The sequence below is a fragment of the Enterobacter sp. Bisph1 genome (assembly GCF_000814905.1).
In the GTDB taxonomy this organism is placed as follows: domain Bacteria; phylum Pseudomonadota; class Gammaproteobacteria; order Enterobacterales; family Enterobacteriaceae; genus Kosakonia.
The window spans coordinates 55,032-76,823 of sequence record NZ_JXAG01000052.1 but is presented as its reverse complement, the minus strand read 5'-3'; the positions used below and the strand labels follow the sequence as shown (position 1 = coordinate 76,823).

22 protein-coding genes, 1 tRNA gene and 2 pseudogenes are annotated in these 21,792 nt (G+C 51.2%); 19 read left to right on the top strand and 6 right to left on the bottom strand.

Translation table 11 applies throughout. From position 1 onward, the window contains the following. The first annotated feature begins 104 nt into the window (after positions 1-104). Together RW65_RS19675 and RW65_RS19670 are read left to right on the top strand one after the other, a co-directional pair. Complete coding sequence (locus RW65_RS19675) at positions 105-833, top strand: MerR family transcriptional regulator (protein ID WP_039058525.1); 729 nt, start codon at positions 105-107, stop codon at positions 831-833. Between the two features lie 214 nt (positions 834-1,047). Beyond that, a complete protein-coding gene (locus RW65_RS19670; protein ID WP_039058524.1) occupies positions 1,048-2,007 on the top strand; it encodes a YbgA family protein in 960 nt (319 codons plus the stop codon). 74 nt (positions 2,008-2,081) lie between these two features. Here RW65_RS19670 and RW65_RS19665 read toward each other — a convergent pair whose 3' ends face one another. Both RW65_RS19665 and RW65_RS19660 read right to left on the bottom strand, forming a co-directional pair. Next, positions 2,082-2,375: a hypothetical protein gene (locus RW65_RS19665; protein WP_039058523.1), complete on the bottom strand. Its 294-nt coding sequence runs from the start codon at positions 2,373-2,375 to the stop codon at positions 2,082-2,084. A 44-nt stretch (positions 2,376-2,419) separates the two neighbouring features. After that, positions 2,420-2,722 carry a putative periplasmic lipoprotein gene (locus RW65_RS19660; RefSeq protein ID WP_039058522.1) on the bottom strand — a complete coding sequence of 101 codons (303 nt, stop codon included), beginning with the start codon at positions 2,720-2,722 and terminating at the stop codon, positions 2,420-2,422. A 437-nt stretch (positions 2,723-3,159) separates the two neighbouring features. Between RW65_RS19660 and RW65_RS19655 the strand changes: the two genes are divergently transcribed. From RW65_RS19655 to RW65_RS19630, 8 genes and pseudogenes are all read left to right on the top strand, one after another. Next, positions 3,160-3,648 (top strand): PAAR domain-containing protein, encoded by a 489-nt coding sequence (locus tag RW65_RS19655; protein ID WP_039058521.1) that lies wholly within the window; start codon positions 3,160-3,162, stop codon positions 3,646-3,648. Beyond that, positions 3,648-5,252, top strand: a complete 1,605-nt coding sequence (locus RW65_RS19650; protein ID WP_039058520.1) for a colicin E3/pyocin S6 family cytotoxin — start codon at positions 3,648-3,650, stop codon at positions 5,250-5,252. The genes RW65_RS19655 and RW65_RS19650 overlap by 1 nt, the downstream gene beginning before the upstream one ends. Before the next feature lie 8 nt (positions 5,253-5,260). Continuing rightward, positions 5,261-5,509: a colicin E3-like toxin immunity protein gene (locus RW65_RS19645; RefSeq protein WP_039058519.1), complete on the top strand. Its 249-nt coding sequence runs from the start codon at positions 5,261-5,263 to the stop codon at positions 5,507-5,509. Between the two features lie 33 nt (positions 5,510-5,542). Further along, positions 5,543-5,689, top strand: coding sequence for a colicin E3/pyocin S6 family cytotoxin (locus RW65_RS23275; RefSeq protein ID WP_082022471.1), 147 nt, complete (start codon positions 5,543-5,545; stop codon positions 5,687-5,689). After that, on the top strand, positions 5,686-5,940 hold the full coding sequence (locus RW65_RS19640; protein WP_039058518.1) for a pyocin S6 family toxin immunity protein: 255 nt from the start codon (positions 5,686-5,688) through the stop codon (positions 5,938-5,940). Before RW65_RS23275 ends, RW65_RS19640 begins: the two co-directional genes overlap by 4 nt. Before the next feature lie 444 nt (positions 5,941-6,384). Next, positions 6,385-6,477: pseudogene (locus tag RW65_RS23425) on the top strand (SEN1982 family lipoprotein); the annotation flags it as partial. A 34-nt stretch (positions 6,478-6,511) separates the two neighbouring features. Further along, positions 6,512-7,093 carry a colicin E3/pyocin S6 family cytotoxin gene (locus tag RW65_RS22265; RefSeq protein WP_082022467.1) on the top strand — a complete coding sequence of 194 codons (582 nt, stop codon included), beginning with the start codon at positions 6,512-6,514 and terminating at the stop codon, positions 7,091-7,093. Beyond that, the gene (locus tag RW65_RS19630) at positions 7,090-7,344 is read left to right on the top strand and encodes a DUF7683 domain-containing protein (RefSeq protein WP_039058517.1); all 255 of its coding nucleotides are present in this window, start codon (positions 7,090-7,092) and stop codon (positions 7,342-7,344) included. The genes RW65_RS22265 and RW65_RS19630 overlap by 4 nt, the downstream gene beginning before the upstream one ends. A 196-nt stretch (positions 7,345-7,540) precedes the next feature. Here the strand turns inward: RW65_RS19630 and RW65_RS23420 are convergent. Together RW65_RS23420 and RW65_RS19625 are read right to left on the bottom strand one after the other, a co-directional pair. Next, positions 7,541-7,701 (bottom strand): annotated as a pseudogene (locus RW65_RS23420) (IS3 family transposase); the annotation flags it as partial. A gap of 194 nt (positions 7,702-7,895) precedes the next feature. Next, positions 7,896-7,971: transfer RNA gene (locus RW65_RS19625), tRNA-Asn, on the bottom strand. Positions 7,972-8,292: 321 nt separating this feature from the next. On the opposite strand from RW65_RS19625, the gene nac reads away from it, so the two are divergent. Continuing rightward, positions 8,293-9,210, top strand: a complete 918-nt coding sequence (nac, locus tag RW65_RS19620; RefSeq protein ID WP_039058516.1) for a nitrogen assimilation transcriptional regulator NAC — start codon at positions 8,293-8,295, stop codon at positions 9,208-9,210. Positions 9,211-9,314: 104 nt separating this feature from the next. Then, positions 9,315-10,265, top strand: a complete 951-nt coding sequence (gene cbl / locus RW65_RS19615; RefSeq protein ID WP_039058515.1) for an HTH-type transcriptional regulator Cbl — start codon at positions 9,315-9,317, stop codon at positions 10,263-10,265. 44 nt (positions 10,266-10,309) lie between these two features. On the opposite strand, the gene shiA is transcribed toward cbl, so the two are convergent. Further along, positions 10,310-11,629: a shikimate transporter gene (gene shiA, locus RW65_RS19610; RefSeq protein WP_039058514.1), complete on the bottom strand. Its 1,320-nt coding sequence runs from the start codon at positions 11,627-11,629 to the stop codon at positions 10,310-10,312. 574 nt (positions 11,630-12,203) lie between these two features. Between shiA and RW65_RS19605 the strand changes: the two genes are divergently transcribed. Then, positions 12,204-12,716 (top strand): GNAT family N-acetyltransferase, encoded by a 513-nt coding sequence (locus tag RW65_RS19605; RefSeq protein WP_197058912.1) that lies wholly within the window; start codon positions 12,204-12,206, stop codon positions 12,714-12,716. A gap of 14 nt (positions 12,717-12,730) precedes the next feature. Here RW65_RS19605 and RW65_RS19600 read toward each other — a convergent pair whose 3' ends face one another. Next, entirely contained in the window at positions 12,731-13,519 is a 789-nt protein-coding gene (locus RW65_RS19600) for an MBL fold metallo-hydrolase (RefSeq protein WP_039058513.1), read from the bottom strand. Positions 13,520-13,826: 307 nt separating this feature from the next. On the opposite strand from RW65_RS19600, the gene RW65_RS19595 reads away from it, so the two are divergent. The 6 genes from RW65_RS19595 to RW65_RS19570 all read left to right on the top strand — a co-directional run bounded on the left by RW65_RS19595 (position 13,827) and on the right by RW65_RS19570 (position 21,788). Next, positions 13,827-15,365: a methyl-accepting chemotaxis protein gene (locus RW65_RS19595; protein ID WP_039058512.1), complete on the top strand. Its 1,539-nt coding sequence runs from the start codon at positions 13,827-13,829 to the stop codon at positions 15,363-15,365. Between the two features lie 605 nt (positions 15,366-15,970). Then, positions 15,971-16,468 carry a type VI secretion system contractile sheath small subunit gene (gene tssB, locus RW65_RS19590; protein WP_039058511.1) on the top strand — a complete coding sequence of 166 codons (498 nt, stop codon included), beginning with the start codon at positions 15,971-15,973 and terminating at the stop codon, positions 16,466-16,468. 30 nt (positions 16,469-16,498) lie between these two features. After that, positions 16,499-18,046: a type VI secretion system contractile sheath large subunit gene (gene tssC / locus RW65_RS19585; RefSeq protein WP_039058510.1), complete on the top strand. Its 1,548-nt coding sequence runs from the start codon at positions 16,499-16,501 to the stop codon at positions 18,044-18,046. An 18-nt stretch (positions 18,047-18,064) separates the two neighbouring features. Continuing rightward, positions 18,065-19,402, top strand: coding sequence for a type VI secretion system baseplate subunit TssK (gene tssK / locus RW65_RS19580; RefSeq protein WP_039058509.1), 1,338 nt, complete (start codon positions 18,065-18,067; stop codon positions 19,400-19,402). Beyond that, positions 19,399-20,052, top strand: a complete 654-nt coding sequence (gene tssL / locus RW65_RS19575; RefSeq protein ID WP_039058508.1) for a type VI secretion system protein TssL, short form — start codon at positions 19,399-19,401, stop codon at positions 20,050-20,052. The genes tssK and tssL overlap by 4 nt, the downstream gene beginning before the upstream one ends. 2 nt (positions 20,053-20,054) lie before the next feature. Next, a complete protein-coding gene (locus RW65_RS19570; protein WP_039058507.1) occupies positions 20,055-21,788 on the top strand; it encodes an OmpA family protein in 1,734 nt (577 codons plus the stop codon). The last annotated feature ends 4 nt before the right edge of the window (positions 21,789-21,792 follow it).

Here is a 21,792-nt window from a genome sequence, read left to right as displayed (position 1 = left end):
TCATCTGCGGGTTGGGTTTAAAGTGTAGCCCATACCGTTGCCCCTTCATTCAGGGCATAAATATCCGTAGTATAGTGAGAATAGTCTTTGTAATCAGGTCACCTATGTCTTACTCCATCGGCGAGTTCGCCCAGCTTTGCGGCATCAACGCCACCACGCTCCGGGCCTGGCAGCGTCGTTACGGCCTACTCAAACCGATGCGCACCGAGGGCGGCCACCGTCTCTACAGCGATGAAGATATTCAGCAGGCGTTGAAAATTCTCGACTGGTTAAAAAAAGGGGTGCCGGTAAGCCAGGTAAAACCACTGCTGGCGCGCTCTGGCGCGAGGCGGACCAACAACTGGCTCAGCCTGCAAGAAAGCATGCTGCAACGGCTGAAAGAGGGCAAAATCGATGCCCTGCGCCAGCAGATTTATGACGCGGGTCGGGAATATCCGCGCGCCGAACTGGTGACGGAAGTGCTGCGCCCGCTGCGCAGCCAGCTTTCGGCCAATATTGCCGCAATGATCACCCTGCGCGAAATCCTCGACGGCCTGATTATCGCCTATACCTCGTTTTGTCTCGAAGGGGACAGAAAAGCGCCGGGGGATAATTACCTGATCTGCGGCTGGCATCTGACCGATGCTTGCGAGATCTGGCTCGAAGCCCTTACGCGCACCGGTCAGGGACACCGTATCGATGTACTTCCCGTGCCGCCCGCCGCGCTGGCCCCGGAAATCTTCCCGCAGCGAAAATGGCTGCTGGTCACCAGCGGCAAACTCACCCTCGCGCGTAAAAAACAGATCGAACGCTGGCAGCCGCTCGTTGCCTCTCTCGACGTCATTTCGCTCTAACCCCCTTCCAGCCTGCTGTGCGGGATAAGCTATCGTTGCGATGCTTATCTCTGGCTTTGTGCATTTCAAATTACAAATTTAACATATTGAAATTAATAGCTAAAAATAAATATCATTATTTAAACTTGTACAAATAATAGATGTTGTGTAAGTTTGATCTATGCCGTTACTTTCAGGCGCAACGCAGCAAAACACCGGGCGAAGGGGGAGAGTTATGAACACACAACCTGTTATTGGCATTAGCGGCTGTTTAACCGGCTCGGCAGTTCGTTTTGATGGCGGCCATAAACGCACAGCGTTTGCCATGGACGAGCTGGCTCGCTGGGTAACCTTCAAGCCGGTCTGCCCGGAGATGAGCATCGGCCTCCCTGTGCCTCGCCCGGCGCTGCGCCTGATCCAGAGCAGCGTAGGGGATATTGAGATGCGGTTCAGCCATGCGCCCCACGACGATGTGACGGCGAAAATGACCGCCTTCACCGACGCGTTTCTGCCCACCATCAGTCATTTGTCGGGCTTTATTGTCTGTGCGAAATCCCCAAGCTGCGGTATGGAACGTGTGCGCCTGTACGATGAAAAAGGCAATCGCGGGCGCAAAGAGGGGGTGGGCCTGTTCACCGGCGCGTTACTGGAAAAATATCCGTGGCTGCCCGTCGAAGAGGATGGTCGCCTGCACGATCCTGCGCTGCGGGAGAATTTTGTCGAGCGCGTTTTCGCCCTTCATGAGTTGAACACATTGCGGGCAAACGGTCTGACTCGCCATGCGCTGCTGGATTTTCACAGCCGTTATAAACTGCAGCTGCTGGCTCATCACCAGGCCGGTTATCGCGAGATCGGGCCTTTTGTCGCCTCGCTGCACGAATGGCAGGATTTGGACGCGTTCTTCGTGGTCTACCGCGAGAAACTGATGACTATCCTCAAGCAAACCGCCTCACGGAAAAATCACACTAATGTGCTGATGCATGTGCAGGGGTATTTTCGCGAACATTTAAACGGTCGCCAGCGCGGCGAATTGCGCGACGTTATCCTCCATTATCGCGACGGACAGTTGCCGATCCTCGCGCCGTTAACCCTGCTGAAACACTATCTGGCGGAGTTCCCGGATCGCTACCTGTCGCAGCAAAACTACTTTGCCCCTTATCCGCAGGATTTAGGGCTGCGCATGGCGATTCAGTGAGAATTGTTGGAGGCGTTAATGGCTTACGTGAGGACAGCGGTACGTTAAAGTAAAGAGATGAAAGGTGTTGCAACTCATTTATTAATGGCAAAAATCCCGCTTAAGGACCTTAAGTGGGATTTTTTCGACCTGAGGAAAATAACACTCACCAGTCTATCTATAAATGGATAGTAATTACGCGGATTATCTTTTAAAAATACCGGGGTATTTTTTTTGAAGCTGTTCTCAAACGGAGCTAACACATCGGGCGATTTACAGATACCGCTGGCTTCTTCGCGGGTAAGCTCCGAAATGGGTTTATTCTCAACCGCCTTATCACATCCCACCAGCAGCGTTCTGATAAGGGTAACCATAACAATTTTTTTCACACTCATCCCATCAAGCTTACGACTTGTAATTAATTATTTTTAACTTACTCTTTTTCAAACTTAATACCGTCAATAATAACGCCCTTACTGGTCTTTTCAATTTCAACATCTTTTTTGAAATTGCTTTGTTCCGAAATTTTAAAGAATGTATGGGCTGTATAAGTCTTGGTGTCTTTATTTACATCCCACGAAGAAACTGTAAGATTTCCACCGGGGAATTTGATGCTTTTTTCGGCGATTTTAATAATAAGACCCTGCTGAGGATTCTTATAAACACCATAAATATCATCATCACCGCAGGCTGTGAGTAACAGTGATATAGCAATAATATAAAGAAAATGACGCATAGTAGTTGGCCTTAGGATTATTTTTAAAAGTTTTACATAAATGGCTCCGTAGGTTATCAGGAAAAGATCTTCCTCAATAGCTACGGATTTTAGTATTAAATAGCTGAAATTAACCCGCTCTTTAAACCTTATCCAAAATTTTACGCACTGGTTAAATAAAATATCGCATGATATTTAACCATTCACCGTTGAGGTTGAGCTAATACATGGCGGGTAATGCAACGGATAATGCAGTGTTGAACTCTCGACGCTGGAGATGACTCAACGAGAAGGGGTAAATCAAGGACTGGCACATCTACTATGCCTTAAGGTGAATATCCCGTTTTGTTATTTCATGTTTGGTTTTTATAACTTTTTGACAAGCATAGCTTTTAAGTCAAATTACAAATCGGTTAGTATCGCATCAGCTAAACCACAGTAATGACAAGGAAAAGGAAATGAATCGTCAATACAACAATGAACTGACCCCGGAACTGCTGGCAGCAATGGAACAATCCCCGTTTACAACAGAACAACTGACCGGAATGAATGATGAAACGCGTGCGCTAATTGCCGAAAAGCAGGCGTATTGCCGCCAGCATCCTGTGAATGCCATATACCGTATTGCAGTGGATGGCAGCCTTACCAGAGAGAGCGGAACAGTTCGTGCAGCATACAACGGAAACGAAATCGAACTTTCAGACGGCAGGAAGGTTAATGTTGCGTTAGTCGGTGATGACGTTGTTTACCCTGATGGAAGAACGGCGAAAATTGTCACTGGTGCGGGTAAAATGAGTGAGGTAAATGGTCGTAGTGTAGCGCTGGTCAATAGTCGTCTGGATAACGGAGACGAGATTATCAGCACCCTGTGCAATGGGCCGATGATTGTAACTCGTACAGGAGAAACAATGCCGGAAGATTTCCTGTTCTCTACAAGGGTGGCGTAATGGGAAACCGTTCTAATTGTTATGGGCGGGGAACAGCACTGGAGGGTGATAAAACAACCACGGGTGCAAAATGTATCGCCTCAATGTCCAATGATACTGAACATGGGCGCAGGGTTGTTCGTGTGGGGGATAAAACAACTTCATGTCCTGAATGTGGTGAGGTGGGGGTTATCGTATCCGGTGAACCCCGTGATACCAATAATGGAAAAATAGCGGCAGTGGACGGTTCAATCGTGCGCTGTGCCTGCCCTTCGGGGTCTAACAGGATTATCGCGCCAGCAGGACAATGGGTTGGCAGAGGCCCGGCTCCTTCTATTGCAGCCCTTGCCGCATTGGTTGCTGAACGTAAGGCCGCCGCAGAAGAAAGAACTCAACAACTGGCTAAAGAGCGTGACCGCAATCGTGTGTTCGCCAAATCCTGCCTTCGGGGTAAAGGCTGTAATGATGCCGGAGAAGATCAGGAGCCTCATACCAATTTCGCTGCGATGGCATTTTATCAGGCTGTCCCACCTGCCGATCCTGCATCGGATACTGATGTGGTCCAGCACGCTCAGACTGCCAGGAAAAAGAAACCAGCCGAGAAAATCCCGGAACCCAGGAAGCGAAGCGCCCTGTATAAATGGTGGTTCGGTAATCATGAGGAAGTCGAACACCAGCGGGCAGCAGCCGCAGCGACGAGTGCTGCTAACGCTCAGATGGCTGTTAAAGGCGCCAGTATTCTTGGGCTGGTAGGGGGCCGTGCCGTTACATCAGGAACATGGGCGGTAAAACTAGGTGAGGTGGCTACAGGCCTCGGAAGGGTCGCAGCCAGCGGCCCCGGTGCTCCCATTGCAGCGGTTGTACTGGGAATGATGCCCGGAAGACTGAATGACGGTGAACAGGACTTTATTGACCGGATGCGTCTGGAGCAGATGCGTGAAGCGCCAAGCCGTGTACGTTATACATGGGAACAAGATGACAAAGGTAACCCGGTTCCTCATGGCTGGCATACACCACCGGGTCAGGATATGGTGCGTGTGCGGAAAATGGAGTGGGACAGCAGCCGAAAAGCCTATACGTTCACCACAGAGGAAGATCCCCGTATAACAATCATCTGGACGCCAGACAGTTCAGGTGTCAATGTTCCTTCAAATACAGGCAATCAGAACCCGGTAAAGATACCCAATCCGGTTGTTGTTGATCCGCTACCGGAAAATACCAGCATTGAGGCAACGACCAGTCCGGTATCGGAAGAGAAGAAATTTGCGGATTATATTCTTATCTTGCCAATATCGGATGTTCCGCCGCTTTATGTATATATTAGTCAGGGACGTTCAGGTATTCCTGATAAAGGTCATGACTATCACCCAGCACCGGAAACGAGTGAAATTGGTATTTCAGGTCTCAGACAGGCTAAGAAAAAAACACCTAAACAAGGTGGCGGTGGACTTAGAGAGCGCTGGGTTGATGCTAAAGGTAAGAGGATTTACGAATGGGATTCTCAGCACGGTGAGCTTGAGGTGTACAGGGCGAGTGATGGTGAGCATTTAGGGTCTGTAGATTATAAAACAGGTGAGCAGTTAAAACCTCCTGTTAAACGTCGAAATATTAAAAGATATCTGTGAGGTGAAAGATGGGACTGAAATTAACATTAGAATGGTTTGATAAAATAGATGAGATATTGATCAATAAAGAGACTTCTGCAGATTTAGGTCAGGATGGAAGTCTAATTAAAAAATTTAATTTACCATTTGATGAAAGAATATATGACGGTGGATTTGATGTTTTAAGTTCGTGGCAGAACGATTTACAACCATTTTTTTCACACCACATTGATTTCGATAAATATGATTACCAGTTAGTCTTTAAACGAGATGAATAAAACTATTTACGCTTTCCATTCCAGGGCTTAGAAATCGGTAGTTGTTTAGTAGCAGCACATTGTTTCTTATGTGCTGCTTCATTCCCAGACCACTCAGAGCGCAATCATTTAGGCGAGTTTGACCCAATAACAGGTGAGCAAACGAAACCAGCAGATCCGACAAGAAAGGTAGAAAAATGACAATTGTTTATACTATTGATGCATTCGAACGTGTAGATGAATTACTCGTCTTCGAAATCGATATACCAAAAGAAAAACTCCCGGAAATAGCTAAAGTCATGGTTTGGACGGATGAAGACTATAGTGACTTTACTGCAGGGATAGGTGGATGGGATCTTACCAGCCAGCAGGTCAAGGCAATTGAGAAAATTTTGGATAAAAACTTTTTCCAAGAAGATTTGGATTTTCAAATTTCAGGTGGGGAAATCTGAATAGAGCTATCTTCGCTTTAAAGCGCGTTTTCAATTATCTTCCCAACATAAGCAGCACAGCACGCCTTGCGTGCTGCTTCGTTTCATATCCCCTCAAACACCCAGCCAGCTCACACCAACATTGGCGAACCGCCGCTCACCATTGCAATCAATTGATATAAATGATAGATAATTTACTATTGATAGTTTTTGACGACTATATACTGTTGATTGAGCGGGTCTTTAATTTTTTAAATCGATCGATATACTGTTTTTGATAGTTCTTGAGTATCATTTTTTTATCAATCGATCTAGTCAATTTGACAAACAGTAAAATAACTAAATTCCATCAATTGGTTAATAAGACTGTTTATGGAACGGGTAGGATCCGGCTCCTAGTAGGCTCTCTTCTGCTTTCAATCCTGCCACGAACAGCCAGTTTGTTAACATTGATGGGATATGAAGATGAAAAAAATCTCACTTACGGCATGCGCTGCGTTGTTTCTGGCTGGATGTGAAGAAAAAGGTGACTTCGAGAAAGCTATCAACGGGAAGATTGGTTAATCGAAAACTTACTTCTCACTCTGAAACAATGATGCCACATTCCCTGTTCAGTTCTCCAAAACGCGATTTGACGAAACTATTAGCCTATATGTTCACCACAGAGGAAGATCCCCGAGTAACGCTCATCTGGACGCCAGACAGTTCAGGTGTCAATGTTCCTTCAAATACAGGCAACCAAAACCCGGTAAGGATACCCAATCCGGTTGTTGTTGATCCGCTACCGGAAAATACCAGCATTGAGGCAACGACCAGTCCGGTACAGGAAGAGAAGAAATTTGCGGATTATATTCTTATTCTGCCAGTATCTGATATTCCTCCGATTTATATTTATCTAAACACGGATCATAAATACTACACTCCGCCGAAAGAAGATCCTCCATTACCTGCGTATCCTGATGCCAAAAAGGCGCAAGCTAAAACACCTGTTAAGGGCGGGGGTAAACTACGTAATCGTTGGAAAGATTCAAAAGGAAAAATCTATGAGTGGGATTCTCAACATGGCACTGTAGAAGTTTATGATCGTTCAGGTCTTAATCATTTAGGTGAATTTAATCATATTACTGGTGAGCAAACAAAACCCGCAGATCCAACAAGAAAGGTGGAAAAATGACGATAATATATACTATTGATGTATATAGTAAAGAGGATGAGGCGTTGCTTCTGGAAATTGAAATCCCAGAAAATAAACTGTCAGATGTAGCTGAAATTATGGGGTGGAGCGAAGAAGATAAAAAAGAATTTTCATTAGGCATTGGTGTTTATAATATTAATGAAAGCCAAGCGATTAAATTAGAGAGCTTACTATGTAAAAAATTCTATTCTTCTGATAACTCTCTACAAATTTCAGGCGGCAGTATCTAATACATTACAAATATCTCTGAAGCAGCACGAAATATCTTGGGTGCTGCTTCATTCCTTATCCCTTCGAACATCGAGCCAAAGTGTAAGTAGATCCGTTTTCACGCATTTTGCTGTTTCAGGTTTTACAGCCATCAGCGGGTACTCTTCCGGTGTCAGGTTAGACAGGGGTTCATGAAGCCGCTTACTGTAATATCCTGTTAGCCAGCGTCAGTGAGATCCGTTCCGGGCCGTTGTTCATCCGCACCTTCAGCGGATAACCCGTTTTGCCACTATTCTGTCCAGTACTCGGACTACCCGCTGTGCCGGAATATTCAGAGCAATTTCGATGCCTGGGGCCTCGCGGTTAAAATCATTCACCACCTGGAGGATCCAGCAACGATGACCAGTGCGTTATGCATAAAAGCGATGAATCAGCTCCGGTTAAGCACTTCCGGTGTGACTAGCGGTGCCGGATTGCGCACCGGCAGACATTGTTTATGCTTAAAGCGAGGATAACCAGCTGACAGAAATGAAAAAAGCAGACGTCGGTGAACGTCTGCTTTCTTTAAATTTGGCTCCTCTGACTGGACTCGAACCAGTGACATACGGATTAACAGTCCGCCGTTCTACCGACTGAACTACAGAGGAATCGTGTGAACGGGGCGCATATTATCGATGACTATTCGCCTTGTCAAAGGGTGGATCGCCCTGCAAGCACCGTTTGCTGACTATTTCTACAATCTTCTGCGCCAGTTCGCTTTTCTGCACCAAAATTGTGCATTGCACCGCCGTTGAAGCAGTAAACGAACCGCTGTTTCAGTAATAACTCCCCGTCAGGTAATCAGAATCTCTTATAATCCAGCCTGTTAGAGGTTTCATTTTTTACCTTTGCAAAACTGGCAAGCATATTGCAACTCCTCCGACGACATAACCGCCGACGTTGGCAATGGTATCCGTACAGGAGGCAAAATGAACTTAAGACGACTGAAATACTTCGTAAAAATCGTCGATATTGGGAGCCTGACTCAGGCGGCCGAAGTATTACATATTGCGCAGCCTGCGCTGAGCCAGCAGGTTGCCACTCTGGAAGGCGAGCTGGATCAGCAATTACTGATCCGTACCAAACGTGGCGTCACGCCGACGGAAGCGGGCAAAATTCTCTATACCCATGCGCGCACTATTTTGCGTCAGTGCGAACAGGCGCAGCTGGCGGTGAATAATGTCGGCCAGTGCCTGCGCGGGCAGGTCTCTATTGGCCTGGCACCCGGTACAGCCGCTTCGTCGGTAACCATGCCGTTGTTGCAGGCGGTACGTACCGAACTGCCGGAAGTGACGGTCTACTTGCATGAAAACAGCGGCACGGTGCTCAACGATAAATTGCTCAGCGGGCAGCTGGATATGGCGGTGCTGTATGAGCGCGCCCCCGGTGCCGGTATCAGCAGCCTGCCGCTGCTGAAAGAAGATCTCTATCTGGTAGGAACCCGTGATTGCCCGGGCCAAAGCGTCGATTTAACGGCGGTGGCCGATATGAACCTGTTCCTGCCGTGCGACTACAGCGCAGTGCGCTTGCGCGTGGATGAGGCGTTTTCCCTGCGTCGACTAACGGCGAAAATTATTGGCGAAATTGAGTCGATTGCTACCTTAACCGCCGCGATTGCCAGCGGCATGGGCGTAACGGTGCTGCCGGAGTCCGCCGCACGTTCGCTGTGCGCGGCCACCAACGGTTGGATGGCGCGTATCACCACGCCGTCGATGAGTTTACCGCTGTCGCTGAATGTCTCCGCCCGCGGCGCGCTTTCACCGCAGGCGCAGGCAGTAAAAGATATTTTACTGTCACTCGTCAGCCGCCCGGCGATAGAAAACCACGAACTGCAGCTGGTGAGTTAAGTATTATTCCTTAATGGAATAAGATGCGGGTTTTTATTATTTGTTCTGCCTGGCCGCAGACTTTAACAATAACGTCATGTCTGACAGGCCAGGAGCAGCGAAGGGTGAATTTCCAGCAACTTAAAATTATCCGCGAGGCGGCGCGGCGGGATTTCAATCTTACCGACGTCGCCAATATGCTTTATACCTCGCAATCCGGCGTCAGCCGGCATATCCGCGAGCTTGAAGAAGAGCTGGGGATAGAGATTTTTATTCGTCGCGGCAAACGTTTGTTGGGCATGACGGAACCCGGCAAAGCGTTGCTGGTGATTGCGGAGCGCATTCTTAATGAGGCGAGTAATGTCCGCAGGCTCGCCGACCTTTTCACCAACGACACGTCTGGCGTACTGACCATTGCCACTACTCATACTCAGGCGCGCTACAGTTTACCGTCTGTCATCAAATCCTTTCGCGCCCTGTTTCCTGAAGTGCGGCTGGAGCTGATTCAGGGGACGCCGCAAGAGATTGAATCTTTGCTGCATAACGGCGGCGCGGATATCGGCATCGCCAGCGAGCGCTTAAGCAATGACAGCGCTCTCGTCGCGTTTCCCTGGTTTCGCTGGCATCACAGCTTATTGGTGCCGTCGGATCACCCGCTGGCGCAATCATCGCCGCTGACCCTGGAGGAGATTAGCCGCTGGCCGCTGATCACCTATCGTCAGGGCATTACCGGACGCTCGCGTATAGACGAAGCCTTTGGTCGCAAAGGGTTAATTCCCGATGTGGTGCTGAGCGCGCAGGATTCCGATGTCATCAAGACATACGTTGAGCTGGGGCTCGGCGTCGGGCTGGTGGCGGAACAATCGAGCGGTGAGAACGAAGAGGGCAAACTGGTGCGCCTCGATACCCGGCATCTGTTTGATGCCAATACTGTCTGGTTAGGATTAAAGCGTGGGCAGCTGCAGCGTAACTATGTCTGGCGCTTTATTGAGTTGTGTAATGCCGGGCTGTCGGTGGACGAAATCAAGCGCCAGGTGATGGAGCCCGATGATGTCGCCATTGATTATCAGATTTAAAACGAGAGTAAAAAAATAGCCTCCACACCTGGAGGCTTAATTTTTTATGCCTGCGTCGGCGGGGTTTTCATTAACATCGCCGTCAGGGCCGAGAGCAGGCAGCCTGCCAGCAGATAACTCGCCACGTAATGCCATGCACCACCGGAGAAGGTCACCAGCGCAGCGGCAATAAACGGCGTAAAGCCACCGCCTACTACGCTGGCGACCTGGTAGCCAACTCCCGCGCCGCTGTAGCGATAGCCTGCGCCGAACATCTCAGTAAACATCGGCTGCTGCACGCAGACCACCATATCGTGCGCAAGGTTAGCCAGCAGCAGAGAAAAGATAATCACACCGATAATCGAGCGCGCCTCCAGGGCCATAAAAAACGGAAACGCGCTCAGCGCACCGACCAGGGCACCGGTGATATAGATGCGCCGCCGCCCGAAGCGATCGGCCATCCACGCGAAAAGCGGAATAGTCAGACAGCTGATACCGCCCACTAGTAAGCCGATATTCAAAAACAGCTCGCGGGGTAAGCCCAGATTCTGTGTGGAGTAGTTCAGCGCAAACGCGGTGACAATATACATCGTCAACAGTTCGCACAGACGCAGGGCAATAATCTTCAAAAACGCGCCGGGATGGCGAAACAGTGCTTCAAATACCGGCAGCCGTTTTTTTACTGCTGGCTGTTGCGTCTGCATCCGTTCAAATTCGGCGGACTCATCCATACCGTTTCGCACCCACAGCGCGCTAAGCACCAGCACAATGCTGAATAAGAACGGCAGACGCCAGCCCCAGCTCAGGAACTGTGCATTAGTGGTCAGGCTACTTATCAGGGAGACCAGCCCCGTGGAGAGCAACAACCCGACGCCGTAACCCACCTGCACGCCGCTGCTGTAGAAGGCTTTTTTGCCCGATGGCGCGCTCTCGACCGCTAATAGTGCGGCGCCACCCCATTCGCCACCCACGGCAAAACCCTGAATGGCGCGCAGTATCACCAGTAAAGCCGGGGCCCACCAGCCAATAGTGGCAAACGACGGCAACAGCCCGATACAGGCCGTGGCGATACCCATCATCCAGACCGTCATCATCAGCATGCGTTTGCGACCCAGGCGGTCGCCGAAGTGACCAAAGACAATGCCGCCAAGGGGGCGAAATAAAAAGCCGACGCCAAAGGTAGCGAAAGCGGCAAGCGTACCCATTGCCGGGTCGATTTGCGGGAAAAATTCGCGGTTAAAGACCAGCGCTGCGGTAATGCCATACAGCAGAAAGTCGAACCAGTCGACCACCGCGCCGGCGAAGCTGCCCCAGGCGGCACGCCGGGCGCGATCCAGCGACGGTGTTTTCCCGGCGGGGGAAGTGGTAATGAGCGTGGAATGCATAATTATCCTGTCCGTTCCTCAAAAATGGCAAAATTTTCTCGTTTTAATAGGCAGAAAAGGCGACTCACATCGTGCACAGCAAAAAAAGCGTTAATGAGACTACAGGGACAGTGGGCAGCAGAAAACCCTTTTACAGAACGGAAAGTCTGAAAGGGGAAATTTGACTCAGAGAGCATGGCTGCGCAGAAGCTTATTCGCCAGCAGGCTAATATTATTCTTTTATTTCGGCCTAATAAGGCGCTGACAACGCAGTAGCGGCCTGTTGCAGGATGGAGCATAAGCCACACTGATAAAAAAAAAGCGTGCGGTTTAGACTTTAACTTTCTCCCGGATGCCGGGCAAAAAAAAAGCCGTCCTTGGGGAGAACGGCGAATAACCATCACGGCTAGAAAACATACAACATTCAATTTCTATTAGTTACATTAATGAATAATACCGCGCAGCAATTTATTTGTAAGTAAATGAAACGGTGAATGGGACGCGGCTATTAAGACGCCACGCAATGTTGTCTTAAAATAACCCGCCAGCGGCGGCCTGGTCAGCGCAAATACCCGTTCCTACGCAGGAGACAGTTTTGAGAAATATCATCATTCGCCCGGCGCAGGCAGAGCACCTGGCGGCATTAAATGCTATTGAATTTGCCGCGTATGAAACGCTGCGCGAAGCGGGCGCCGTGACGGGAAAGCCTGTGGCAACGCCACTGGAAACGCTGGGTGCATTATGTCGCGAAGGGGTATTATTGGTGGCTTTCGCCGCGGACGATATCCCGGTCGGGTTTGCTGGCGGCTACGTTGCTGAAGGCTGGCTCCATATCGCCGAAATGGATGTGCATCCGCAGTGGCAGCGACAAGGCATTGGTCGCCGTCTGCTGCAGGCGCTTCTTATCGAAGGCAAAACGCGCGGTGTATGCGGGGCGTCGTTAACCACCGATCGCGATGCGCCCTTTAACGCCCCGTTTTACGCATCGCTGGGTTTTGTGGCCATTGAGAGCCACGCTTTATCACCTCGTTTGCAAGCCGTGCTTGAAGACGAAAGCCTCGCCGGGCTTGATATACAACGCCGCGTGGCGATGCAACTGCTGTATTGATCACTGGCGCTGGTTTACCGCAGGCAGGCAATATACTTCTCTGCGGAGCGACGCACGCAATTAGCGGCATCGGCGATGATTTCTCTGCCTTCAAATGCGCCATAAAGCCTGGCAAACGCAACGTTATCCAGGCGCTGCGCCATTGCGTGAACCGTCTGTGCGGCTAACGGCAGCATATTGGGATAGCTCCACATAAACGAGACCGCATCGGCACCGGGGGTGACCTGCAGAATATCACCGGAAAGCAGCACCCCTTCGTCACGCGCCCAGTGCAGCACGCAGCCACCGGGGAAATGACCGCCAAGGCGCATCAGACAAACGTCCGCGGTTAACTGGAGGGTTTCGCCTTCCCAAAGCGTAATGTACGGGCTGTCGCGCATGATCCACTCTTTATCGCGGGCGTGCAGGTAAACCGGCGCGTCAAATTCATCTGCCCAGTCCTGCATGGTGGTGTAGTAATGAGGATGGGAGAGGGCAATTGCCTCAATCCCGCCAAGCGAAGCGATCAGGGTTTTTGTCGCCTCATCGAGCGTGGCGATGCAGTCCCATAAAATATTTCCCTGCGCCGTTCTGATAAGGAACGCGCGCTGCCCGATGGCAAAAGCCGGAACCGTTTGAATACTAAAAAGATCGGCCTCGTGCTGCCGCCATTTATTGGCATGAGAGGCGAGGGAGGATAAATCGACCCATTTCTGCCCGCCGACCGGCACAAACTGACGCGCATCCTGGCAAATTTTGCACTGTTCCGGGGGGCGGTTGGCCACCTCATATGAGGTACCGCACGCTTTGCATAAGGTGATCATACTGCTTCCTCTTCTTTGTTTACCGAAGGGCTTTATGGCCTTCAAGGCTGGCTACTTATTCTGCTGTTTTCTTTTGTCGCTGAGGCGCTTATTTGCTGCGTTAAGTGATATAAAACATTGGTTTATATTTAATGATACATGCGGCCATTATTTCGCGTAAGCCATTGAAAAATTTAAAATGTTGATTTGTAAGAGTAATGATCTTTAAGTTAAATATTACCGCCTGCTGACCGATAACCTGAATACCGCGCCCCTCTGGTAACTGAGGAGCGTTATGTATAAATCCAACTCAGCAAGGTCGTAAAATATGTCAGTAAGGCGTTTTTCATTTCTCGTGTTTACCCTGTTACTTGGTATCTTTCTTGCCAGCTCCGCCGCTAACCTTTGGTCACTTACCCGCAGCAATGAGTCGCTGGATAATGTGAACAAAGAAATCCGGGTTGTGCTTTCCGTTATTGACCCTATTAACCATAGCCGCACATTGCGGGTGCGGCTGATGGAAGCGATGATTAACGCCTCGTTGGGCGATAAAGAAAAAACCCAGACATCCCTTGAGACCGCGAAAGCGGTGATGCAAAAAGCAACGGATGCGTTTAACCACTATCAGGCGGCGCCCGCCGTTGAGGGTGAAGAAGCGCTGGCCGAGCCTTATCGTCGTGCCTGGCATACTTATGTAGATGATGGGCTGCGTCCGCTGCTTGATGCCGCGAGCAATAACGACACCGTGCGTTTTAACCAGTTGGTCAGCACAACGATCCCGCAGCTTGATCGTCAGTTTGAAATCACCCTCGATAACCTGCTGGCCTTTCGCGAAAAATATGCCCAGCGTCTGAACACCGACGCGCAGAATCGCTTCGTTAACAGCATGGTGACCCTTGCTGTTTTTGCTCTGCTGTTTTCGCTGATTATTGCGGCGGTCTTTATTCTGCTGAGACGCCGTGTGTTAACGCCGCTGGATACCGCCCGCGCGCATTGCCAGCAGATGGCGGCAGGGGAGCTGCATCTGCCGATTGCTAACGGCTCGAAAGATGAAATTGGCGATATGCTCGGCTCGCTGGAGCAAATGCGCCTTTCGCTGGTAGAAATTATTGCCCAGGTACGCAACTCCAGCCAGAGCGTGGCGCACGCCGCAGAAGAGATTGCTGCCGGCAATACCGATCTCTCAGCCCGTACCGAAGAGCAGGCGGCCTCTCTTGGCCAGACCGCCGCCAGCATGGAACAGCTGACCTCAACGGTTAAACATACCTCTGAAAATACCCAGCAGGCGAATACGCTGGCGGCGGCGATGCGCAGCTCCGCCCAGGAAGGGAATACCACCGTGGAAAAAGCGGTGGTTTCCATGAAAGAGATCGAAGCCAGCTCCGGCAAAATCGATACCATTATCTCCTTAATCGAAGATATCGCTTTCCAGACCAATATTCTGGCACTCAATGCGGCGGTTGAAGCTGCAAGAGCCGGTGAGCAAGGACGCGGGTTCGCGGTCGTGGCAAGCGAAGTGCGTAACCTGGCGCAGCGTTCCTCGCTGGCGGCGAAGGAGATCAAGGAGCTTATTGAAGCGTCCGGTCGCCAGGTGCTGCTTGGTAGCGAAAGGGTATCGCAGGCGGGTGAAAGTATGCAGCGCATTATCAGTACTGTGACGCAGGTTTCTGAACTGATGTCGGAGATTGCCCTTTCTACCGGTGAGCAGAGCCGCGGCATTGAGCAGATAAACCAGGCGGTGGCGCAGATGGACACGGTTACGCAACAAAACGCCGCTCTGGTAGAAGAGGCGTCTGCCGCAGCGCATTCCCTTAAAGAGCAGTCTCAACTCCTTGAAGAGACGGTGGCGGTATTTAAACTGCGCTAACGTTTAGTAGCATTAGACGGGCAGGCGGGTGCCTGCCTTGTCAATTATTTATATTATTGGCCGCAACAGCGGCCTTTATTAATAAAAAGGGCGAATACTATTTGTAACCCTTCAAAATCGAATTATAAGTTTTTGATTTAATCTTGATCTGCGCTGTTACGCATTCTCGTGTCAATTAAGAATACCTACGCACCTTTTTTTATATCTTATAAATACATCGCTACGCCTTCTCGTAAATCACCCTGTTGTCTCGGTTTAGGGTTGTTGAAAATCTGCTTTATTATCATTTTTTTGCGTAACGTTCGGACTCTGCGGGGTGTATTCAATTTTATCAATAGTTTAAGTCAAAATATATTATATTTAACAGATTGTTTCACTGTTTTTGTTTCCTTCAGAATAAGCCACTGTTTTTATGCTATCTGGCGGCGCTTTAGTTTCAGTAATCAGTACAATCCCCTGTCACCCATCAAAAGAAAATTCTTAATAAATCATATTATGAAGAATTATGATCTGTTTATTTGATCTATTAACGGACATTGCTCTATTATCGCGACCGGGAATTTAGTGCTTAAAACCATACAGCGATATAACAGAGGGATGATGAGATGGCCGACAGCTTCCAGAACGAAGTGCCTAAGGCGCGTATTAATTTAAAGCTCGACCTGCATACAGGCGGAGCGAGCAAGAAAACGGAATTGCCGCTGAAATTACTGGTTGCCGGTGATTTCAGTAATGGACAAGAAACTGCGCCGTTATCCGAGCGTGAAAAAGTAGATATCAACAAAAATAACTTTGACAGCGTCCTTGCTGAATATTCCCCAAACGTTAACTTCGTGGTGAAAAATACCCTTGCCGGTGACGGCAGTGAAAATCACGTCAGTCTCTCTTTTCAGAACATGAAGGACTTTTCACCGGAGCAGGTGGCCCGCCAGATCCCGCAGCTAAAAGCCATGCTCGCCATGCGCAACCTGCTTCGCGATCTCAAGGCAAACCTGGTCGATAACCAGACTTTCCGGAAAGAGCTGGAAAAAATTCTGCTGAATCCGGCACTGAGTGCAGAACTGCGCAGTGAACTCTCCGCTCTGGCTCCAAAGCAGCCATAAACGTCCCGATTATTAATGGATTTATAAGGAATGCTCATGTCTGTACAAAATGAAAACGCCGTTGGCGGCGAAAGCGTGGTGCTGGAACGTCCGGTGGCCGGTGGGGTGTATGCTTCTCTGTTTGAGAAAATCAATCTCAGCCCGGTTTCGGAACTGAGCGCGCTGGATATCTGGCAGGATACGCAGGCGATGTCCGATGCGACGGCGGATGAACGTCTGACCGCCGGGATGCAGGTCTTTCTGGAGTGTCTGACCAAAGCCGGTGCCCGCGTTGAGAAGCTGGATAAAAACCTGATTGACCATCATATCGCCGAACTGGATCACCAGATCAGCCGCCAGCTGGACGCAGTGATGCACCATGACGATTTTCAGGCCGTCGAGTCATTATGGCGCGGCGTGAAGTCGCTGGTGGATAAAACGGATTTCCGCCAGAACGTGCGCATCGAACTGCTGGATATATCGAAAGAAGATCTGCGCCAGGACTTCGAAGATAGCCCGGAAATTATCCAGAGCGGGCTGTATAAACACGCCTACATTGATGAATACGACACCCCCGGCGGCGAACCGATTGCCGCGCTGGTTTCGGCTTACGAATTCGATGCGTCGGCCCAGGACGTGGCGCTGCTGCGCAATATTTCAAAAGTCTCCGCCGCTGCGCATATGCCGTTTATCGGCTCGGCAGGCCCGAAATTCTTCCTCAAAGATTCAATGGAAGAGGTCGCGGCAATCAAAGATATTGGCAACTACTTTGACCGCGCAGAATACATCAAGTGGAAAGCTTTCCGCGACACCGACGATGCCCGTTATATCGGTCTGGTGATGCCGCGCGTGCTCGGCCGTCTGCCCTATGGCCCGGATACCGTACCGGTGCGCAGCTTCAACTATATCGAAGAAGTTAAAGGCCCGGATCACGGCAAATACCTGTGGACCAACGCGTCGTTCGCCTTTGCGTCCAACATGGTTCGCAGCTTTATCAATAACGGCTGGTGCGTACAAATCCGCGGGCCGCAGGCGGGCGGAGCGGTGCAGGATCTGCCGATTCACCTCTACGATCTCGGTACCGGTAACCAGGTGAAAATCCCGTCAGAAGTGATGATCCCGGAAACCCGCGAATTCGAATTCGCCAACCTCGGTTTTATCCCACTGTCGTATTACAAAAACCGTGATTACGCCTGCTTCTTCTCCGCCAACTCGGCGCAAAAACCGGCGCTGTATGAAACCGCCGATGCCACCGCCAACAGCCGCATCAATGCGCGTCTGCCGTATATCTTCCTGCTGTCGCGTATCGCCCATTACCTGAAGCTGATCCAGCGTGAAAACATCGGTACCACCAAAGACCGTCGTCTGCTGGAGCTGGAACTTAACACCTGGGTGAAAAGCCTGGTGACAGAGATGACGGATCCGGGGGACGAGCTGCAGGCTTCCCACCCGCTGCGCGATGCGAAAGTGGTGGTGGAAGATATCGAGGACAACCCGGGTTTCTTCCGCGTCAAACTGTATGCGGTGCCGCACTTCCAGGTGGAAGGCATGGACGTCAATCTGTCGCTGGTTTCTCAGATGCCGAAGGCGAAATCGTAAGGCGAGGGGAACGCAGGGATGAAGATTTATCGTCCGCTATGGGAAGACGGGGCCTTTTTGGCCCCACAACAGTTCCAACAGCAGGCCAGATGGGATGCCCATATGGCAGATACCGTTTCCCGGATGGGGCTGGCTCATCCGTGGGGTGTGGTGAATGCTGAATTTGATGACGGTCTGCTGGCGCTTTCCCGGCTTAACGCAACCCGTCTGATTATCCGCTTTCCGGACGGTACGCTGGTCGATACAGACCTGGCGGATAACCTGCCGTCAGCCTGTGATCTGTCGGAAGTTTCTGACGGAACATCGGTTGACGTCGTGCTGGCTCTGCCACTTCTCAGCGCGAACGGCGGTAATCTTGATGACGGCAGCGACAGCGAGCGTCCGCGCCGCTGGAAGGCTGAACGCATCACCGTGCAGGAACTGGCGGGGCATGAGCGTAGCGAGCTTGCCGTGTTACGCCATACCCTGACGCTGCGAATGGCCCACCAGGAGAATGCGGCTTACCTGACCTGTCCGGTCACCCGTCTGGTTCGGGATGCTCAAGGGCAGTGGCGGCGGGATAACACCTTTATCCCACCGCTGCTTGCTTTATCAGCTTGTCCGGCATTGGTGTCGGATCTTGCTGATTTGCTGCATCGTCTGCAGGCTCGCCGTCAACGTTTAATGGCCATGCGCCGGGAAAGTAATGCGCGACTTGCCGATTTTGCCGTGGCCGATGTCTCTCTGTTCTGGTTGCTTAACGCTCTGAACAGCGCTGAACCTGTATTAACCGAGCTACTTGATAAGCCGGGACGTCATCCGGAATTGTTTTATCGTGAGCTGGCTCGGCTGGCGGGTAGCCTGCTGACCTTTTCACTCGAACACGATACCGCTGATATTCCGGCGTACCGTCACGACGCGCCGGAGAAGGTTTTTCCGCCGCTTCTTGCCCTTCTGGATAAGCTGCTGGAAGCCAGCCTACCTTCTCGCGTCGTATCCATTGAACTGAAGCAGGACGGTGTGATGTGGAAAGGGGCGCTACACGATGCTCGCCTGCGAGAAGGGGCTGACTTCTGGATCTCTGTGCGTTCTTCCATGCCGTCGCATGAGCTGCAGGCAAAATTCCCGCAATTATGTAAGGCCGGGAGCCCGGATGACGTGTCAGAGGTAGTGAATGTGGCGTTGAGCGGCATGGTTATTCGTCCGGTCACTCATGTCCCGGCGGCTATTCCTCTGCGTCTGGAAAATCACTATTTCGCGTTGGATTTAAGCAGTGATGCCGCGCGGGCGATGCTGGATGCGGGGAGCTGTAGCTTTTACACCCCAGCCTCGCTGGGTGATGTGAAACTTGAACTCTTCGCGGTACTGCGCACATGAATCAATCCGGAATAACTCAGGCAGAAAAGATTTTCTATCCCGGCTGGTTGATGGTTTGCCAGTTACGTAGCGGTCAGGACGTACAGGATGGAAAAGCATTTTATCGCCGCGCACGTCAGTTAGTGACGGAAGCGCGGCAAAAACTGACGGGGGTGGGATTCAGTCAGGCGAGTAGCGACCACATGGTTTATGCCCTTTGCGCTTTGCTGGACGAAAGCGTCCTGAACCGAGGTAAAACGGATGATGTCTGGCGTGCCTGGCAACAGGATCCGCTCCAGGCTCATTTTTTTGGCACCCTTAACGCGGGGGAGGAACTCTGGCAGCGAATTCGCGAGCAGCTTAACGCCACGACGGCAGATACGGTTGTTTTGATGTGTCTGTATCGTACGCTCCAGCTCGGGTTTACTGGGCAATACCGAACGCAGGACGACGAGCGTCGTGAGGATGTAGTACGTGCGCTCAGCGAACGGGTTCCACCGTTTGTACTGAGCCAGGATGCGCCAGTCGTCGTTCGCACGTCCGGGTTGCGTACCGGACAGCGGATGTATTGGTTATCCTGGGGAGCAGGCATCGTGACGCTGGTAGGGATTTGGTTTGTGCTTTCATCGGCACTGGCAAACCAAGTTTCAAAGATTACGGGACTGGGCTGAATATGCGTGAACGTTATCCTCTTTTGCTCACGATACTGGCCTTGCTTCTTGCACTGTGGCTGACCAATGGATTTTGGTCTCTAACTGCTGCAGGTCGCTGGATAGCAAATCTGCTGCTCGTGGCGGTGGCGGTTGGGATGCTGTGGTATCAATGGCAGCAACAGTCCCGTCGTGATGTCTTGTGCCGCTTAAGTCCTGACTGTTTTCCACCGGAAGATTTTCAGGGAAGCGTGGTGCTCTTTGCTGGTGATACCACATCGTGGTTTGTCCCTGGTCAGCCATTTCGCGAAACACGGCAGGGCTGGTATTTGCAGGTTGAAAATCCGGAGCAGTTGCCGGAACTCGCTGAACAACTGGCAACCTTACGTCCCGCTTTGCGGCCTCAGGTGGCCGTGATGTTGGGGCTTCTGCCCGAGCATCATTCGTCTGACGAAGCATTCGAGCACTGGCTTCGCAACTGGCAGCGGGCCGTAACGCAATGTAGCCGCTGGCTTAATGGCCTGCCGCCGGTACTGATCACGTTGATGGTTTCAGGACCGTCACAGACCGAAATATCGGCAGAAGAGGCGTTTGTTCGCTGGTTTAGCATCACCCCAGGCGAGCCTTTGGTTAACGTGTGCTTGCCGGGACAAGGCGTTGTTCCCATAGCTGACTGGTTGCAAGAGAGTCCGACCGATGCGCGTTTTTCCCGTCTCAGTGAGGCTTTCTGGCTGGATGCCTTGCAGTCGTGGTATGACCAACGCGTGGGTGCTGTGTTGACCAGCCGGCGTGGGGATTTTTCGATCCTGCGCCCTTTGGCGGTGGGATTTTGCCTGACGACGGTAACGGCAGGAGCAAACAATCTCTGGCAGCAACATATTGCTGCCCTCACTGCTTTGCCGCCGCTCGCGAAAACTCGCGAAGAAATATTACCTTTGCCGGATAACCTACTGGCTGGCCTGACACGCCGTCGAGGGCTTAGCCGGAATCAGCAACGCTGGCGACAAGCCGGCCTGATGACGGGTCTGTTCCTGCTGCTGGCAATGATTGCTTCTTTTATCAACAACCAGCGCCTCGTTCGCAGCGTCGGCGATCATCTTGCGCTTTACCATCATCTGGATGGGCACCCAGCTGCACCGAAGCTGCAGGCGCAACAACGCTTAAGGGCAGACAGTCAGCTCCTTGATGACTGGCTTCGCCGTGGAAATCCCTTGCGTTACGGGCTGGGGCTATACCAGGGGCTGCGGTTGATTCCACCAGTAGAAGCGGCTCTCAGTGACTGGGCACCGCCGCCTCCGCCGGCGCCGGTGATAAAGCAAGTGGTTGAGGGACCAAAGACGGTCCGCCTCGACAGCATGTCGCTATTCGATTCCGGTAAATCCCTGCTTAAACCCGGCTCTACCAAAATGCTGGTGAACGCCCTTGTCGGCATTAAAGCCCGGCCGGGCTGGCTGATCGTGGTCAGCGGGCACACTGATAACACTGGCAACGCGCCTCTTAACCAGATGCTTTCGCTCAAACGGGCTGAAGCGGTACGCAACTGGATGCGCGATACCGGCGATCTGCCGGAAAGCTGCTTTGCGGTGCAGGGTTATGGCGAACATCGCCCCATTGCAAGTAATGACACGGCAGAAGGGCGCGCGCTCAACCGTCGTGTCGAAATCAGCCTGGTTCCGCAGGCCGACGCCTGTCTGATTCCGGGCAACACCACAGCGTCATCACAGGATGATGACTTGACACAAAATCAAATGGAGTAAATCC